Below are 17,553 nucleotides of genomic sequence, written 5' to 3' on the forward strand. Positions count from 1 at the left end.
ACTACACTGTGAAATATCCTTAATATCTTATTAAAGGACAATGTTGACTTGTGACGAAAACCCAGCCCAAATGTAAAAAGAGAGGAAGAATGGGAACAAAAGTGGTAAAGACAACTTTCTTGAACTCAGTAATTGAATAGGATAAAAAAAACGCAGGATTTGAGGGGTTAATAGTGGTCAAAAAAGCGATAATTCCAGCAGCAGGGTATGGTACTCGCAGCTTACCCATCACAAAAGTGCTGCCAAAAGAAATGTTTCCAATCGGTGTTAAACCTGCGATCCACTATGTTGTCGAAGAAGCGATCGAATCAGGAATAGAAGAGATTCTGATAATTGTATCGAGGAAGAAAAACATGATTGTAGATTATTTTGATCATTCCTTAGAGCTAGAAGCCTTTCTGGAGAGGGAAAACAAACAACATCTCATAGACCTGATCCCCATCCCATCCGTACCGCTCCATTATGTTCGGCAACCCTACGCGAAGGGGTTGGGGGATGCGATAAGGCTTGGCAAAACCTTTATAGGAAATGAACCTTTTGCAGTATTGCTTCCGGACGATATTATGGTTTCCGAGAACGAGCCCGCTTTAAAGCAGCTCATCGATTCCTATAATGAGACAAAAAGATCCGTGGTAGGCGTGAAAGAGGTGGAGGAATCTCTCTTAAAGAATTATGGGGTCATCAGTGGAGCTGAAACAAAGCCGGGTCTATTTCATTTAGATGAGATTGTAGAGAAGCCAAAAAGCAAGGCACCGTCCAAGCATGCCGTTATAGGGAGATATGTGTTTACTCCGGTGATCTTTAGCATGCTTGAAAAAGCCATATCAAAGGAAGGCGAAGAAATTCAGCTGACAGATGCCATCAAGAAGCTTTTAGCGGTGGAAGACTGCTATGGAAAGGTTGTTAATAGTCAGCGATATGATATCGGAAGAACCGAAGAATATATTGCTTTAATCAATCGGATTCATCAGCTAGAAAAAAGTTCTGACTAATCGCTGCCAGGTATGTGCCTGGCACTTGTTTTCCCGGAAAAAGAGACTGGCTTCATGCATACATATTAAAGATGAGTGGAGAATTTGGAGGTGCCAAAAGTGAAGAAACAGACAGATAAAATAAAGCATGAGCCGCTACTTTATATTCATACCATAACCAATTCGAATGTAGATGCTGCGATGCAGAGTTCCTTGCTGCTAGAGGTGAAAAAAAGGAAAGCAGAGAATGCAAAAAGTAGGATGGAAGAAGAAAAGGCTGTGTCTTCCAAACAAAGAGGGAATAAAGCAGGGGAAGAGACCAAAAAACTGAAGAAACCGTTTTATACCTTATCGCTCGAGGAAAAGATTCATTATTTGGTTGGGCCCCCTATGGATGCTCATAAGAAAATGTGCAAAATCATAACAACCGAGCGGGAATATATAGGGAAAGTGGAGGGTTATCATAACGAAATCCTGGCAGTTAATACACCCAATGTCCCTGATTCCATTTTTTTAACCCTACAGGAAATCAAGGAAATTCACGTGATTGGTATATAAACAGTAAAGAAAGGCTGACCTTATTTAATAAGAGTCAGCCTTTTCTTATTTACTGATGGCAGATTCAATTTCATTCTTTAATGCTGCAAGTGAGACATCGCTTAACTCCTCTATCTGTTTCACCTTTTCGGATAGCTGTTTCAACCTGGTTTGGCCATTTTGCAATAAATGGTCCAGTTTTTCCTTGAGTTTTTCTTCCGGTTCATCGAAGTCGGCATAATACTCGTAAAGATCAAACTCCTTCAGAAGGCTTCTTACTTTGCTCAATTTACTTAGGCAAAACGTGGGAACAAGATTGCGTATTCCAACAAGGGAAGGGTGAAGTTTAAATGATACAAGAAAATCCAACGCTTGAATATGACTGTATGTGACATCCAGGTATTTATAGTCCACTATCACAACATCTGCATGAGGATTGTGAAAGAGGATTCTTTCTTTAAGCTTTCTGCAGGTGTCAAAATCTGAAAATGTATTCCTTTTGTCCACGACTGCGATCAGGGAGAGTTGGTATTCCTTACTAGAAAGAGTGGAGAGAATTTTGGCCATTTTCTCTAATGGAAATTCATTATAGGAAAAGCTGCAAACTCCTACAGTTTTTTTATTCCCTTTTTTTATGATAGGGAAATCAGGCTGTTTAAAACTGAAAGCGATATCCGGAACCTGTTTAATTACTTTATTAAGCTTCATATAGTTTGCCAATTTTTCTGAGTTTGGATCTCTCACATATAAACCTTGGGAGGTGGAAATGATCTTCCGGTATTTCTCCACCTCGGCTTCCGGCCATGTTTCGGGAGGATAGAAGTCCACTATGCCCACGCCATATACCCAATATGGTAAAGCAGCCAATTCAGCGGGAAAGTATAAATCATTATAGGAATAAGGAATGATAAGATCCCCACCACCCACAATGATGCTGTCACACTTGTATTTATCGATATGCATAATGATAGGGAAAACAGTATGATCATGAAAAACCTGTTTATACGTTTCCAGAAAGAGCTCATCACCAAAATTCCCTTGTCCGTAATAGCCTGCAATACCGATTTTCATTATTTTTTCACCTCATTCATTTTTCTAAAGTAGCTGAGTCTTGGGTTGTCTAGGCGAATATGAAAATTGGTGGAGCTTGATAAGTGGAAATTAGGCAATCTACCCAGATTGGAGACTAATTCCGTTATCTCCACGGAATAGGTTGTATTGATTCCTTCCTTCCAAGCCAATTCTTTATAAGGAATCACTGCTGGCTTATTTCCAAAGGTGATGGTGCCGGGATTCCAAGTTTCCAGTGTATAGCTGATGGCAACCTTTACTTCTTCCAATTCTTGCGGGTATGACATATCGAAATCCAAATAGATGTGCTGATGGTCAAAAGGCCTGTCATATTTGGGAGACTGTAGATAGCATTGGTATACACCAAGAGGCTTCCCACCGATAAATGGTGGATCCTGTTGGAGATTTTTAGTCTCATAATAGGAATTTACTGTGCTGTGGTTAAATGGGTGTTCTTCTATCTCGAAATTGGATGACCTTAATAGAATAGGTGTATGTGGGTCCTTTATGTGCACATCAGGAAAATTATTGGATATTGACTGGATGATAGACTTGTAACGTTCCTCCCAACTGAATTGCTTTGCGTAGCTTGCTAGATAGGATGGGTTTTTCCGATATTTAACGGCCTTTGATACCAAGGAAACAAATATTTCTGGAGTAGCTCCGATATCCACATAGGGGTTCATCTTTTTTAATTCGGGAAGGTTGGTGGAAACAACCGTCTTACCAGCAGACAAATACTCATAAACCTTTACAGGGTTCGTACTTTCGGTGATTCGATTAAGTTTAAAAGGGATGATACAAATATCAAAGTAAGCTAGGATGGCAGGCAGCTCCAGATAATCTCTATATCCTAAGTAGTGGATATTCGGTTTATCGATTTTCTCCGGAGTCAACATGGGACCGACAATAAGGATTTGACCTGTGGGAAACCTGTCCGCCAGCATTCCTATGATGTCCTGATCCACCCATGGTGCCCATGCACCTATATACCCGATTTTTGGACCTTTTACCTGAGGCAGCCCTTCTAGACTATCTATAGAGATGCTTCTTGAAGCGTGGAAAAACTCCCAATCGCATCCATTGGGAACTAGAGCGATAGGCGCAGATGGGGATAATCTTTTCATTTTTTTCATAAGGAGGGAAGCGGTACAAATGATATCGTCCACTTCATGTATCCATTTTTTCTCTTCCTCTTCCCAGTCCGGGAAATCATCTACGCAATCATAGACGGTATGGGATGAATTAAATTCCCGTGCAAAAGGTATCTTTTTGCTCCATGAGGTCCAATACAGCTTCTTTTCTGTTAAAAGAGGCTGAATGTGATCCAGAAAGAACTGGGCGTGGTTGATAACAAACAAGTTTTGTTCCACTTCCTCCAAGAGGTTGCCTTGGTGATTGCTTTTATTAAAAAAAAGGACGGTATGAGCATCTTTGGCAAATTGATTCATGAGATGCTGTGGGCGCTGCCTCATATATGTCCAATCAATGGTGGGAGGATAAATAATTAGTGCCATATTTCACCTCTAGCGTGTTTAGTTTAGAATGATATCGATAATTTGATTGCTGACTCCAACCTGGCCGTATGGATGCATCCAGCCATTATTCTTTGTTAAGCTATCCTGAACTGCTTGAAGAATGGAGGGTTTATGGTAGCCGGCAATAATGTTGGCGCCGCATTCCACTGTTTCTGGCCGTTCTGTATTTTCTCGTAATGTCACACAAGGGGTACCCATGATACATGATTCTTCCTGTAGGCCTCCACTGTCAGTAAGAATCAGTTTTGCGTGAAGTTGCAGATGAATGGTTTCATAGAAAGTAGGGGAAGGGTCTATTAGTAGGATATTAGAGTCATCAAGCAGTCTTTGATACATATTATGATAAATGAGCATTTTCTTTGTTCTAGGATGCATGGCGATGACTAGCTTGAAGGAATCCTGTCTGGCAAGATCTTCGAAGCAAGAGACGATGGAAGCCAATCGATCAGGTTTATCCGTATTTTCCTGGCGATGGACAGTAATAAAAATATATTCCTTTTTACGGAGATTATAAGTGCCCATAACATCTACCAACTGCTGATTCCTTATATAATCCACTGCATCTACAATCGTTTGTCCTGTAAGGTGAAGGCCTTTTGTTATACCTTCTTTTTTCAGGTTGCTGACAGCTTCCTGGGTCGGACAAAATAAATAAGTGGAAAGATTATCGACGAGTATGCGATTTATCTCCTCGGGCATCGTTTTATCATAGCTTCTGAGTCCCGCTTCTACATGGGCGATTGGTGTGAGTGTCTTTGCGGCTGCGAGGCTGGCGGCAAGGGTTGTATTCGTATCTCCGTGTATAACGATTTTATCGATTTTTTCCTTCAGGATGACTTCTTCCATCTTCAAAAGTATGCTGGCTGTTGTGCTGGCATGTGAGCCGGATCCGACTTCAAAATTATAATCCGGTTCAGGGAGTTGAAACAAATCAGATACCATGCCATCCATTTGATAATCATAATGCTGCCCCGAATGAATAAAAAGGTGGGAGGAGTCCCGTTTTTTCAATTCCTTAATGAATACGGCCATTTTTATCAGTTCAGGTCGGGTTCCTACAATAACGGCAACTTTCATCTGCAAGGTCCTTTCATTGTTTTTTAGAGAGGGAATCAATGAGGGTGATTGCTTGTTTTACTCGATGTTCCCATGTATTGTTCAATGAAAAATCTATTCTTTCTTGAGAACTTCCAGGATCGGCTAGTCTGGTTCTGACCTTGTGAATAAATTCGGAATGGGTGTTTCCGATATCTATGAGATCTTTTTGAAGAAGGCATTCCGGCAGAGGGGTGGAAACAACAGGCTTTCCTGTTGCAAGGTATTCATACATTTTGACAGGATTTGTCGCAAGGGTTACAGGTGTAATTCGAAAAGGAATAATGCAGACTGAGAAACGGTCCATTTGTGAAGCGAGCTCTTCATGTGGCAGGTGTCCGAGATAAGTGACATTTGGAAAGCGATTCAGGGTGAATTTTCTGCCGAATTCAATACCTACTATGACAATTTCCACATCTCGCAGACTGCCTGCAAGCCTTGCGACCAAACCTTCATCCACCCAGGGAGCCCATGCCCCGATATACCCCACCACTTTCTTCTCATGATTATTACAGGCCGATCGAAAGTGAAGTTCCATATTGCTGTCGTAGGCGTTTCGAATCAATTCCACTCTTTTTTCCGGATATAAGCGTTTCAGCCGTGTGCCGATCCTCTGTGCCGTACACACAACTGCATCCGAAATTTTTATCATTTCTTTTTCAAATTTCAGCCATTGTGCGAATTCGTCCACACAATCATAGACAACCCAATCCGCTTCATATTGAGAAAGAGTATCGGTAAGAAGGGGCCAGGAACACCACACCCCAACACGGACGTTGTACTTTTTCCGAAGAACCGGCAACTCTTCCTTTAGCCACTGTTCATGATGATGAACAAGAAAGAGGTTAGGCGAGATTTCTTCCATGGCCAGTTCCTGTTGTGTCCTATTACAATAGAAAACTACATACCCCTGTTCGGCAAATTGCTGCATCAGCTGTTGAGGCCTCTGCTTCATAAAGCTCCAGTCAATCGTTGGGGGGTAAATGATGATGTCCATCCCGCTTCCCTCCAGTTTTGGATACTAAAAGTTTCCAAAAGTTCATAGTCTATATTATGTATGGTACTAACGGGGGTGTAGACGTATAACTGATATTCAAAAGAAAAATACAGAAAAGGGGATCCCTACTTTCTCCATCGTGATAAGCACTTACAACACCGGAGAGTATTTAGTAAGTGCAATACAAAGTGTCTTTTCCCAAACAATGGATAATTGGGAATTAATCATTGTTGATGATGGGTCGACGGATGACACGAAGGATATCCTGCAGCTTTACATCCATACCCCGAACATACAGATCATTCAGCAGGAAAACAATAAAGGGAAAGCGGCCAGTATGAATCGGGCATTGGAGAAAGCTCGAGGAATATGGTTCCTGGAACTGGATGCAGATGATTGGCTGGATAGTGATTGTTTGACACACGTAACTCCTTTTATCGAAAAAGTTTCAATCAATACTGGATTCATTTATGGAAATTATCTTGAATGGAGGGAAAGGAGCAGGGATAAGAAAGTCTTTTATGCTGGAGTAAGGAAAGGTCCAACTGATTTTCATATGTTTAAATACTTGAAGAATGCGACTCCGATAGCACCAAGGATATACCGTGTGTCATCTCTTCGAAGTGTTGGAGGATGGAGCGTACATGATATTTATGATGGCAGACTTTTTGAAGATGTTTATATCGCATGTGTCTTAGTGACCAATTTTACAGTTGAACATATTGATCAGGTACTCTATCATCGAAGGCTTAGAAGGAACAGTATTTCAGCTTCTGTAGGGAATAAATTTGCTGCATGGAAAAAATGGTTGGAACAGGAATTGGATATGTAAGAGATTGGCGGTATGTATAACCGCCAAACTATCGGTTAAACCGTCAATACACGGATTCCTTCGACATTGTCCAAGAAAATGGTTACGAGGTCTGACGGATCCACATAGGAACCGTTTTGCACTTCCAAAACAAAAGAACTGCCGTTAACAGCCTGAAGGACACCTTCGAGAAATTGATTCGGTAAATATACCTCCAGATTTCTATTTAAATATTGTGATAGTATTTCAGCAAAAGTCACATTACTAGCCTCCCTACATCAAAATTATACAGTTGTTACACTTGTAAACGGTACAAGAACAATATCACCATTCTCTTCAACAATAACGGCCACATCTTCCCCAACAGTCTCCACCGTTCCTGTAACAACGCCAAATGAAGTAGAGACCGTAACCTCTTCATTTAAATTCTGTTCGAAGAATTCCTGAACTTCTTCAGTATCACCAGTTATTTGATCTAGCTCTTCTTCCAGTTCAACAATTCGTGCTGTATTCTCTGCAATTCTAATTTCTGCAATTCTCAGCCTTTCAGCAAGTTGTCTGATAGGTGATGTTGGATTGGGATTAGGAGAAGGGTTAGGGAATGGATCTGTTCCTGGATTACAACTTGAACAACTGCAGCGAAATGAATTTGTCACATTTTGGCTGCATAAAGATTTTTCTATATAGACTACACCCATTAATGTATGCCTCCAATCGTAGTTTGGGTTTTGGTTACTTTATTAATTTATTCATATGGAAAGTTTTTGTACTTGTAAAGTAAGTTTTTAAATGCCCGTTTGTTTACATTACTTGGCTTAGAAACAACAATTTAAGTGCTTTTTTACAAACAAATTTTTAAAGTCTTGTTAATGTACGAAATTTTATACCATTCAATATTGATAGTGAATCCTAATAATAATCAAAACTAACCAGATATCAATCGAAATAAATCTAAACCATGAAAACCTATCTACATCTAATTAATTATCCTAAAAAATGTGCTAAAACATGTATTTCTTGTACAAACAATTTTAAGAATTAATGAATATACTACAATACATTGCAGAAAAGGAGAGCTATAAATGTCAAATATTTAAGAAATATAGGCGGAAAAAGATGCAAATAGAAACTTTTTTCTGAAAGCATTTTTTTCATTAATCAAATGGAAGAACCATTCAACTAGTAATTTGAGACATCAGTAGGTTAGGAGGAGAACGATGGACGAGAATAAAAAAGTTAAAAGGAAAAAAGTTGAAAATAAGAGAAGTACCAAAAGATATTCTCAAATTAATAAAGATGCCAAGCGGAATAAGAGAAAGAACAGCAAGAAAAAGTATAGATTCCATAAAAAAAATCCCATATCTCAATCATTTATTCTTTATCGAATATTGGGAAATGATTTATTTCCCAGACATAAAACAGGACAAACACTTCAGAACCTTAAATTTATTCTCGAAAATGAACCAAAGCTAGTAAACTGTGAAAAAAAATGGGTAGTTAATCGTATTTTCCAAAGTGAAATTCAGGTTTCAATTATTGAATTACTAGAAAAACACAAACAAAAATATATTATTATCCCATTTAATAAAGATGAATATATGGAAATTGAAAATGATGATGAAATATTCTCTGATCAGAAAAATTTATCACAAACCCAAGAAAAACGGATGCTTACTGCAAAGTACAGACATAAAATTAATTATGTAATGAATGTAAATGGAGCAAGAAATGTTGCATTAAGAGATGGTAAGAAAAAAGCCCAATGGATTCTACCGTGGGATGGGAACTGTTTTATAGCGTTATCAGCATGGAAAAATATATATAAAAGTGTAAAGAATTCCCTTCATAAAAAATATTTTGTTGTACCAATGGCAAGAGTACCATCAAATAAAGAATTATTTAAAAATATTAAGCCAAAAGCAGTAGATGAACCTCAGATAATTTTTAGGAAGGACTCAAATGAAGAATTTAACGAAGAATTTTACTACGGTCGTAGAGATAAGGTGGAATTATTATGGAGGCTTGGTGTCCCTGGAAAGTGGAATAAGTGGAAAGATGACCCTTGGGATCGAAATAGACTTCCACTATCAAAGGAATCAAGACAATTTGACAAAGCAGGATGGGTTGCCAGACTGTCATCAGGTAGGAGTGGCTTGGAAAAAGACTCCAAGAAAAGAGAAGTTGTTCGTCTTGATGCTGTTATAAATACCATTGAATACCTAGATAATATTGTAAAAAAAAAATAGTGTTTAATAATGGAAAAGAAAGTCAGGGTGCAATATCAGTGGATAAAGAATATTCTATTATGGACGACATTAATAATATCAACCTCTTTATAAATAAACTAAAGAAAAATAAAGAGAACAACCCTAATGCTTTAAAAAAGAAGGAAATTGCATTCGCAATATCACTGAAAAGCAAAAAAGTCTCCCGTAATTGGCTCCAAGTGCAAATGAATTTAGCTAAGACGCTAAAATCGATATTTAATAATACAAATCAAAACTATCGTATTATTATAGTTGGGCACGAAAAGCCAAACATCAAGGAATTAAAGCATAAACGTGTAACTTGGTTGAAAGCTCATTTTCCTTCTCCAAATGGTATTAATAAATATTCAAATGATAAATTAAGAAAACGAGAAATTATAGGGAAACATTTAAGGAAAATAGGGTTTTCTGGTTATTTTATGGCTTTAGATGCGGATGATTGGATACATCATAGATTTGTTGAATTGATTATGTTACATCCGCATAGAGATGCATTGATTTTAAATAAGGGATTCATGTTGAATTTATTTAAAAATGAGATTTGGCCAAGATCGGAATTTTATAGAATTTGTGGTAGCAGCGTTATCCTGTATTTTTCCAATTATGATTTTCCGAAATCTTTAAAAAGAAAAGATGTAAGAGCCTCCTATTTTCAATTGGCAGTTAAACCCCATCCGAAAGTAATAGATTACCTTAAGGAAATAAAAAGACAATACTCACTAATGCATCTCCCTATAGTTGTTTGGGTTGTTGCTCATGGAGATAATAATAGTATCATGAAAAAAAGATTTAATCATAATGTCTCAGCAGGAGATTACAACATAGCTGGTTCAAAGATTAATTCCTCGTTATTCGATCAATATAGAGTGAAATAATGGAAAAAACAAATGATTTATGAGGTGTATTATGAATCTTACATGGATAAAAACAGATACTGATTCGTGGTTATATAAAAACTTATTTTCAAAAGAAGTATTTTTATATAATGACAAAAACACTAATGCGATTGAGAAAATATCTCTATCGACTCAAAAGATGGGAAAACAAAAATTATGGGAAGGTTATAACCAACAAAATGCCTCCCGTTTACCAAATCAGGTACGTACCAGTAAAAAGTTCGGGAATTTTTATTCTTGGGTTACAAGACAATATAAGCCAGAAGTAATTGTTGAATTTGGTACTGCTTTTGGAGTCTCAGGAATGTATTGGTTAAGTGGTATTGAGCAAAATGAATATGGGGAATTACTGACATTTGAACCAAACCAAAAATGGGCTTCCATTGCAGCAAAAAATCTATCTTTAATAGGAAGAAGGTTTAGATTAATAAATGGTACTTTTGAAGAGAATATAGAAGATGTCTTGAATCCCTTAAAAAGAATTAATATTGCTTTTATCGATGCAATTCATACTAGAGAGTTCTTAATTCCTCAATTTGAACTTGTTATGAAGAAGTCAAAGCCAGGAAGTATACTAGTATTCGACGATATTAACTTTTCAGAAGAAATGAGAAGTTGCTGGATAGAAATAGCTAATGATAAGAGGGTACAAACGAGTGTTTCTATTGATAAAAGGATTGGAATAGTAGAATTATAGATATATATGGACCAAAGATACTAAAAAGTTCCTACCCGCATTTTAGGTAATAAATAGTTGCCTAAAGTCGGGTTTTTAATTTTTATATTGGAAAAAGCTATAAGATAGAATTCTAAGAAAAGAAGATTAGTTTTCTTATATCAAAACAAATCTTCATAAAAAACGAATTCCTACTTCTGTAGATTGTTTTATTAATTACATGATTAGATTTAGATTATTTAAATAAGGAGAATGCTTTATTTAATTTAATGTTGGTTTCAATTTTATGTTTTTGCATATTTTTCATTAGATTATGAGGTTTATTGTGATGTTCTACAATATAATTTGAAGCCTCTAGTATTTTTTCACTCAAGTTGGAATCATCGGTTGCAACTACTAAGTTTTCTAAATCGACTGATTTTGAAAAATCAAATGATTTAAAGCGATATCCTAATGAGATAAAGGGAATTTCAGCAACAGCTGAAAGAACATTTGCATGCAATTTGAAGTTAATGGAAAAATTACATGTACTAAACAATTTAGCAGTTTCATATTGATTATTGAGTTTCGTAATAACTCGTACATTAACTTGATCATTTATTTTCTGGTATAACTGTTTGCAGGGATAAATATCATGATCCATTACAGGGAAAATACAAATTTGATATCCTAGTCCTATTAATTTTTTTGCCACTTTCACCAATTCTTCTTCAATATATAATTCATTCTTGCCATATATTTTGTTTTTAGCTGTACCCCAGTTGATAGCTACAATTTTTTCACCACTTGTATTATTTGCAAAATTACCTTTAACTAATATTCCAGGATCTCCTGAAATAATTACTTTATCAAGATTAACACCCATCAATTTCAGTGCCTGAAATGTGTATGGGCCTCGTAATGCTACATATTTAGAGTGATTTATAACTTTCTGCAATTTACTTATAAATAACCGGTTTGGGAAAATATTGAACTCCTTATTGTTTCGACGGCTATTAAAACCTATTTTAGGATTTATTAAATTCAATTGTTCCTTTTCAATCCAATCTATCCCACTCCCCCAGATAATAATTTCAACATTTTTATTAACATTAATAGCATTATACAAAATGTTAATATAGCTTGGGGTGAGTAGTGAACCACCTCCTAATACGATAACATCAAAATGTTTTAATAGGTGCCTTTTTTTCTTTAATTTAAATAATCGTTGTCTGTCTGAAGAATATAATTCATATTTTTTAGTGTTAGCTAATTTAAAGAACTTTTCGCGAAAAACGTCCCACATCAATTCGTCACCTAGATTTGTATGTCCAAGCCAACCTAAGTAGAGTACTTTTTTCATGTCAACAAGTTCACCTCATATAAATGATTTTATTTAATCAGTCCTAGTTTTTTTGTAATTTTAGGTACGTAATTAGTTGTTTTTGTTATATATTTACTGCTTTTAATTAATTGTTTATTTGAGCGTTTAAAGGTATGAAGCTTACTATTAGATTTTCTTATATAGACGTAATTGTACCTACTAGTAGAATAAAACTTAATGTTAGCTTCTTTACATAACCTAACAAATGTACTATCGGTCCCTGATCCTATTTTGGAGGGGAATTTTATTTTAGGATAAAGTTCTTTTCTGAAGATAAGAGTTCCTCCTTTAAGAGAACTTTTACCTGCCATATTCTCATTTCCTAGTACCCTTAAACTTAACAATTTTTCGGCTTCAAAATACATAAAGGATTTACCTTTTCCGACTAATTGCGCATCTGTTGTCTGAAAAATTTCCATTGCTTCTGTTAAATAATAGGGAGAATAGTAATCATCATCATCAATTTTCGCTACAATATTGTAATTAGTTTTCTCAATTCCAAAATTCAAGCTATCACCTAATGTGTTATGTTCGGGTATTTTATACACTCTTACATTTTTGTGCATTTTAGCTTGTTTGTCCCATAACTCTTTATTCATTTGGTCATTATTCAATACTATTATTAGCTCTTTTTCCTTCCATAATTGGCGATTGAAATTCTTAAATATGTTTTCTAACATTTCATCTCTTATAGTACATGCAACTAATGAAATCATTGATTTTCCTCCAAAATTAATCTGAATTTTAATTTGTTGGATAATTCAGATGTGATTATAACGACAAGAAATTTAATCTTTCTTAAATGTCTAATCTTTGTCTGCAGTGAAAAGGGGGTATTGCATTATTTCAAACTGGATATTAAAAGTGGAACTATAGGAGTTATCCCACTAATAAAACACTCATGATAGTCTATTCTTTTACATTAAGAAGAGTAATAGGTCATTAGTATATATAAATGAAAAATGAACATTTCTAATAAACTGGATGATAACAGAATAATGTATATAGACTAAATATCTTTATAAAGAAGGTGAAGAAAATAGATACACTAAATAAATATCTGGAGAAAGTAGAAGTGTATATAGATCAAATTAAGAAAAAAAATATTGCATTTAATAAAAATCAAAACGAAATAATCTTTGCGATTTCTCTGAAGAGCAAAAAAGTATCAAAAAACTGGACCGTAGTAGAAGAAAATCTTTCTAAAACACTAAGATCCATATTTAACAATACTGCTCAAAATTTTAGAGTGATTTTAGCGGGACATGAAAAACCTGATATAGTTGAACTTTCACATAAAAAGGTGACATTTTTAGCGGTCTCATTTCCACCTCCTTCAAATACCAGGGGTTTCTCGCGAGACAAATTGAAAAAAAGATTGGTAATAGGGAAATATCTACGGGTAAAAAACTTTTCAGGTTACTTTGTTCCCTTGGATGCTGATGATTGGCTGCATTATAGATTTGTAGAATATATAAATTCACTTCCTTTAAAGAAGGCTTTCGTGATTAATAGAGGATTCATGTCAAATTTTTATTTAAATGAGGTGTGGCTGCAAAAGGAGTTTTATAAGCATTGCGGAAGTTGCATGGTATTGTATTTTTCTAAAGAAGATTTTCCAACCGGTAATTCGAGAGATAAAGGAACTTTTTCATATCTCACGTTAAAGCGGCATCCTAAAATTAAACAATATTTAAGAAACCGGAGAATTGAGTACTTGACGATAGATATTCCAATTGTCTTTAGATATTTTGGGCATGGTGAGAACAACATGTTATTAAAACGAACATTAAAGGAAGATATAGTCGCAAAAGAATTCAATTCAATAGGTGAGGCTTTTAATAATAGTTTTTACGATGTATTTAGAATTATTAAGTAGTACAATATCCTGTGAATTTGAAAAAAGAGCATCCTATTTAAAGGATGCTCAAAGTTGAAATTAAATGGATCCGCCTGTTCCATTACCTGGAGCTTCTTGTCTTACGTAAGCGATTTTTTTGCAGCAAATGTAGAAAACGTCATCTCCATCAACTACTGTAACAATGCCACTGTGTTTATCGATGCAACAAAGGATTCCGTCAATGTCACCATTATCTCCTGTAGTTACAACTCTAACATAATGTCCGATGAATCTGTGTAGGAATTTATCACAAAAACAATCCGGATCATGATCCTTCTTATCATCCCTACGATCATCCCTACGATCATCCTTACGATCATCCTTCTTACTGCAACATGACTTATACTCATAGTATAAACTCATATTTTTGCCTCCCTCTAAATTTTGGTTTAGGAATTTTTTCTTCCTACAATAATGTATTCTAGGGAGGGTATTTGGAGCGGGCGAATCTCTCAGTACAAGCGCCTTTTTTTCTTGTGAATTAGTAGTTTTGCCTATCATAAACTTAGTATTATTTTGTTTTTGCTAGGCAAGGGGGACATTTCTTTACAATGGATAAATGCTTCAATGGTAATTTTCGAGGAGATAGCGTTCTGATCGATAAGGATTTCGAAATTCTGAAAAGTAACCTGTTCACCTTGTAATAAATTTGGCTTTTGATAGGAACGGATCCAGTATTCTCCTGTATTCCTGATTTTGTCCTTCCAATCCTCTGTCGCGTAGATCCAGTCAGCTGCAGACCGATCCTGTCCTGTATATTGGAGAAGCTTAGGGTTAGAAATCTTCCCTGATAACACTACGTTTTCCATGGGGGTTATTTTCAGGCAAACAATCACGTCCTCGAGTTCCGTTACTCCGTTGTTTACAATCGTCAAGTCGCTGATGACCGTTAGAGTTGTTTCTTCTTCATAGGGCAAAAGGATGGAATAATTAAAGTAACTAAAAAGGCTCGGTTCCTTTTCTTCTATTATGAAGAGATTCTGATCAGTTTCCTGAAGTGCTTTTTCTTCCTCCAATTCGACTTCCAGCTCCAAGACTTTTTTTCGCAATTGCTCGAGTTCGGGGGAGTAGGTCATAATGTGCTGCTGTTTTAATTCCCTTATTTTAGTCTGAAGATATCTATTGCGTATCGCTTCCTTTTCAAGCTCCTGCTTTAGCTCTTCAATCCGGTTCTTGTATTTGGAAACCTCAGCGCGGTAATAGATCACCTGCTGCTGAGTTTTGAATAAGTCCTGCTGATTATTATTCATCGCTGCTTTTAACCTCCTCTGATATTCCATATTACAGTCTATGTAAGGAAGTTCCAATCAATAATAAATCTTCCATTAAACAGTAATATAACAGCCAACAACACTCAGTGGGACCCGAATGTTGTTGGCTTGTTAAAAGTTTGTATAAGGGTTGTTATCTTGGTCTTTTATGTGCTGGGAAGATTTCTGGGCATTGTGGCGGGAATTCTTTTGCTGGGCACATTAAGCCTTCCAAGATTTCTTCACGAGGGCGGCAGATTCTTGCTTCGATTTCCAATTTTACATCTGCTTCCATTTGAATATCCAAGCAAAGAGTTATCGCTACATCTAATTGTGCAAAGTCTGGAGTTGCGATCAGGTTGGAGTCACACTCAAAGAATGTTACGTGACAGTCCAGCTCAGTGCCTTCCGGAGCACATAGAAGGAATGTTTGGATTGTTGCAAATGGGATGGCTTTGGAGCAGCATACTACATGGCCAGCTGCATTAACAAGGTGAACTGTTACATACCCCTTGATTAATACTTTCACACGTTGCAGGGTTACTTCTGTTCCGTCTGGAAGTGTTACCTCTACATCAGGACGCCCATTTGGTTGTTCGATTTCCTTACAAGTTAACCCTTTGTGGTGGCGGTGGTTATGATGTGCTTTGGCATTGATTCTATGACCATGTTCATCAGACAAGAAGCATTCTACAGATAAGCCACCAACCTTTGCATCACACAGGATATCAGCAATATTCGCATCATCATCATGTTCAAGGTCACAAGCAAATAGTCCATCTAAATCTGAGTTGCAGATGCTTTTTACAGCAACGTCAACTTGACGTGATACCCAGTCGTAAACCTTACGAGTCTTAATACAGACTCTCTCAGTTTCTTTATGATTCACTAAAAACTCCTCCTATTCATTTAATACCCATTTGGGTTACGGGACTAATGTATAGTATGAATTTTGTGGGTAAGTGTGCAGAGACAAAAGCCCGAATTTCTTTTTTCATAAAAAGCTGTAATATTTCTTACCTTGAGAGAATTACTTGTAAGAGGAACGTTTAAAGGAGGTTGCAGATTAATGAGAAGTTTCAATAATGATAATGTCGTAATACTTCAGCAGAAGTTGATCCATCTAGGGGCGGAAGTGAAACGACTACAGGCGGAACTGCAAAAAGTGAAGGATATAGACCTTATTAAGAAGTTGGAAGCTGAAAATCATGCCTGGCTGGAAGAACGGGATCAATGGAAGGAAAAGATTGAAAAATTAGAATCAGCAAATAAAAAATTGGAGGCAAAATGGAAAGAAGAGCACAAAAGCTGTGAGGCTGCCATGGAAAAAAAGAAAAAACTTAAAAGGGAATTGGCCCTAATTCAGGAAGAGCTAACAAATTACGCAGCCACTATACAAAAGTTGGAAACGGTATCAGGGAATTCGTCAGAACATGATGCCATAATATTGGAGCTTGAACAGGAAAACAAACAGCATCTTGAAACAATTGAGAGTTGTAAATATTCTATACAAAGTTTGGAAAATAAATGCAAGGAAACTGAACAACAGCTTGACGAAGTCCAAAATGAATTGACGGATTCAAGAAACCAGCTGCATGCTACGCAAGAAGAATTGGCTGAAGCAAGATCACAGCTTCACTCATTGCAACAAGAATTTGTTGACTCGGCCCAGCATCTCCACACGATCCAACAAGAATTGGAAGAATCACAAATGCAATGTCAAAGTGTACAGCAAAAATTAACTGACTATAAGGAACAATATGAAACAGTGCAACAGGAACTAGCTGATACGAAGGAACGATACCAAGCAGTCCAAAATGAATTAGTTGGCTCAAAGGGACAATGCCAATCACTTCGACTAGAAGTGGAAGAATCACAGCAGCGATGCCAAACAGTGCAGCAAGAGCTGGCTGAATTGACAGATCGATACCAAGCCGTCCATGATGAATTAGTTGGCTCAAAGGAACAATGCCAGGCACTTCAACAAGAAGTGGAAGAATCACAGCAGCATTGCCAAACAGTGCAACATGAAGTAGAAGTAGCTAAACAGCAATGCCAAAGCATGCAGCACGATTTAGATGATTCAAAACAGCACTATCAGTCCGTGCAGAAGGAATTGGTTATTTCAAACGAACAATGCCAAACACTCCAACAAGAAATAGAAGTAGCTAAACAGCAATG

Annotated in this window: 19 protein-coding genes; 9 read left to right on the forward strand and 10 right to left on the reverse strand. The window is 36.6% G+C overall.

Annotated elements, in window-relative coordinates; all coding sequences use genetic code 11:
- Positions 1-173: 173 nt before the first annotated feature.
- Together ACFVAD_RS15295 and ACFVAD_RS15300 are read left to right on the forward strand one after the other, a co-directional pair.
- A complete protein-coding gene (locus tag ACFVAD_RS15295) occupies positions 174-992 on the forward strand; it encodes a UTP--glucose-1-phosphate uridylyltransferase (RefSeq protein ID WP_386641734.1) in 819 nt (272 codons plus the stop codon).
- 99 nt (positions 993-1,091) lie between these two features.
- Entirely contained in the window at positions 1,092-1,529 is a 438-nt protein-coding gene (locus tag ACFVAD_RS15300; RefSeq protein WP_386641736.1) for a CotO family spore coat protein, read from the forward strand.
- A gap of 45 nt (positions 1,530-1,574) precedes the next feature.
- On the opposite strand, the gene ACFVAD_RS15305 is transcribed toward ACFVAD_RS15300, so the two are convergent.
- Genes ACFVAD_RS15305 through ACFVAD_RS15320 form a run of 4 tightly spaced genes read right to left on the reverse strand, consistent with a single transcriptional unit; the run spans position 1,575 to position 6,209 of the window.
- Positions 1,575-2,579, reverse strand: a complete 1,005-nt coding sequence (locus tag ACFVAD_RS15305) for a polysaccharide pyruvyl transferase family protein (protein WP_386641739.1) — start codon at positions 2,577-2,579, stop codon at positions 1,575-1,577.
- Positions 2,579-4,096 carry a glycosyltransferase gene (locus ACFVAD_RS15310; protein WP_386641742.1) on the reverse strand — a complete coding sequence of 506 codons (1,518 nt, stop codon included), beginning with the start codon at positions 4,094-4,096 and terminating at the stop codon, positions 2,579-2,581. The genes ACFVAD_RS15305 and ACFVAD_RS15310 overlap by 1 nt, the downstream gene beginning before the upstream one ends.
- Before the next feature lie 18 nt (positions 4,097-4,114).
- Entirely contained in the window at positions 4,115-5,194 is a 1,080-nt protein-coding gene (gene wecB / locus ACFVAD_RS15315; protein WP_386641745.1) for a non-hydrolyzing UDP-N-acetylglucosamine 2-epimerase, read from the reverse strand.
- Between the two features lie 13 nt (positions 5,195-5,207).
- Complete coding sequence (locus ACFVAD_RS15320; protein WP_386641747.1) at positions 5,208-6,209, reverse strand: glycosyltransferase; 1,002 nt, start codon at positions 6,207-6,209, stop codon at positions 5,208-5,210.
- A gap of 136 nt (positions 6,210-6,345) precedes the next feature.
- On the opposite strand from ACFVAD_RS15320, the gene ACFVAD_RS15325 reads away from it, so the two are divergent.
- Positions 6,346-7,041 (forward strand): glycosyltransferase family 2 protein, encoded by a 696-nt coding sequence (locus ACFVAD_RS15325; protein ID WP_386641946.1) that lies wholly within the window; start codon positions 6,346-6,348, stop codon positions 7,039-7,041.
- A 35-nt stretch (positions 7,042-7,076) separates the two neighbouring features.
- Here ACFVAD_RS15325 and ACFVAD_RS15330 read toward each other — a convergent pair whose 3' ends face one another.
- The gene (locus ACFVAD_RS15330) at positions 7,077-7,280 is read right to left on the reverse strand and encodes a hypothetical protein (RefSeq protein WP_386641750.1); all 204 of its coding nucleotides are present in this window, start codon (positions 7,278-7,280) and stop codon (positions 7,077-7,079) included.
- 24 nt (positions 7,281-7,304) lie between these two features.
- A complete protein-coding gene (locus tag ACFVAD_RS15335; protein ID WP_386641753.1) occupies positions 7,305-7,718 on the reverse strand; it encodes a hypothetical protein in 414 nt (137 codons plus the stop codon).
- A gap of 519 nt (positions 7,719-8,237) precedes the next feature.
- Between ACFVAD_RS15335 and ACFVAD_RS15340 the strand changes: the two genes are divergently transcribed.
- From ACFVAD_RS15340 to ACFVAD_RS15350, 3 genes are read left to right on the forward strand one after another with little or no spacing between them, the layout of a single operon-like run.
- Entirely contained in the window at positions 8,238-9,266 is a 1,029-nt protein-coding gene (locus ACFVAD_RS15340) for a hypothetical protein (protein ID WP_386641756.1), read from the forward strand.
- Positions 9,267-9,304: 38 nt separating this feature from the next.
- Positions 9,305-10,162, forward strand: coding sequence for a glycosyltransferase family A protein (locus ACFVAD_RS15345; protein ID WP_386641758.1), 858 nt, complete (start codon positions 9,305-9,307; stop codon positions 10,160-10,162).
- A 31-nt stretch (positions 10,163-10,193) separates the two neighbouring features.
- Positions 10,194-10,880 (forward strand): O-methyltransferase, encoded by a 687-nt coding sequence (locus tag ACFVAD_RS15350; RefSeq protein ID WP_386641761.1) that lies wholly within the window; start codon positions 10,194-10,196, stop codon positions 10,878-10,880.
- A gap of 214 nt (positions 10,881-11,094) precedes the next feature.
- Here the strand turns inward: ACFVAD_RS15350 and ACFVAD_RS15355 are convergent, their stop codons facing one another.
- Complete coding sequence (locus tag ACFVAD_RS15355; RefSeq protein WP_386641763.1) at positions 11,095-12,201, reverse strand: polysaccharide pyruvyl transferase family protein; 1,107 nt, start codon at positions 12,199-12,201, stop codon at positions 11,095-11,097.
- A 29-nt stretch (positions 12,202-12,230) separates the two neighbouring features.
- Positions 12,231-12,938: a glycosyltransferase gene (locus tag ACFVAD_RS15360; RefSeq protein WP_386641766.1), complete on the reverse strand. Its 708-nt coding sequence runs from the start codon at positions 12,936-12,938 to the stop codon at positions 12,231-12,233.
- Positions 12,939-13,297: 359 nt separating this feature from the next.
- Between ACFVAD_RS15360 and ACFVAD_RS15365 the strand changes: the two genes are divergently transcribed.
- Both ACFVAD_RS15365 and ACFVAD_RS15370 read left to right on the forward strand, forming a co-directional pair.
- Positions 13,298-14,101, forward strand: coding sequence for a glycosyltransferase family A protein (locus ACFVAD_RS15365; RefSeq protein WP_386641769.1), 804 nt, complete (start codon positions 13,298-13,300; stop codon positions 14,099-14,101).
- A 54-nt stretch (positions 14,102-14,155) separates the two neighbouring features.
- A complete protein-coding gene (locus ACFVAD_RS15370) occupies positions 14,156-14,362 on the forward strand; it encodes a hypothetical protein (RefSeq protein WP_386641772.1) in 207 nt (68 codons plus the stop codon).
- A 257-nt stretch (positions 14,363-14,619) separates the two neighbouring features.
- On the opposite strand, the gene ACFVAD_RS15375 is transcribed toward ACFVAD_RS15370, so the two are convergent.
- Positions 14,620-15,372, reverse strand: a complete 753-nt coding sequence (locus ACFVAD_RS15375; RefSeq protein WP_386641775.1) for a hypothetical protein — start codon at positions 15,370-15,372, stop codon at positions 14,620-14,622.
- A 154-nt stretch (positions 15,373-15,526) separates the two neighbouring features.
- Positions 15,527-16,261 carry a BMQ_0737 family morphogenetic spore coat protein gene (locus ACFVAD_RS15380; protein ID WP_386641778.1) on the reverse strand — a complete coding sequence of 245 codons (735 nt, stop codon included), beginning with the start codon at positions 16,259-16,261 and terminating at the stop codon, positions 15,527-15,529.
- Positions 16,262-16,441: 180 nt separating this feature from the next.
- Here ACFVAD_RS15380 and ACFVAD_RS15385 point away from each other — a divergent pair.
- On the forward strand, positions 16,442-17,553 hold a 1,112-nt coding region (locus ACFVAD_RS15385), incomplete at its 3' end, for a coiled-coil domain-containing protein (RefSeq protein ID WP_386641781.1).

This window comes from Sutcliffiella sp. NPDC057660 (assembly GCF_042800035.1).
Taxonomy (GTDB): Bacteria; Bacillota; Bacilli; order Bacillales; family Bacillaceae_I; genus Sutcliffiella_A.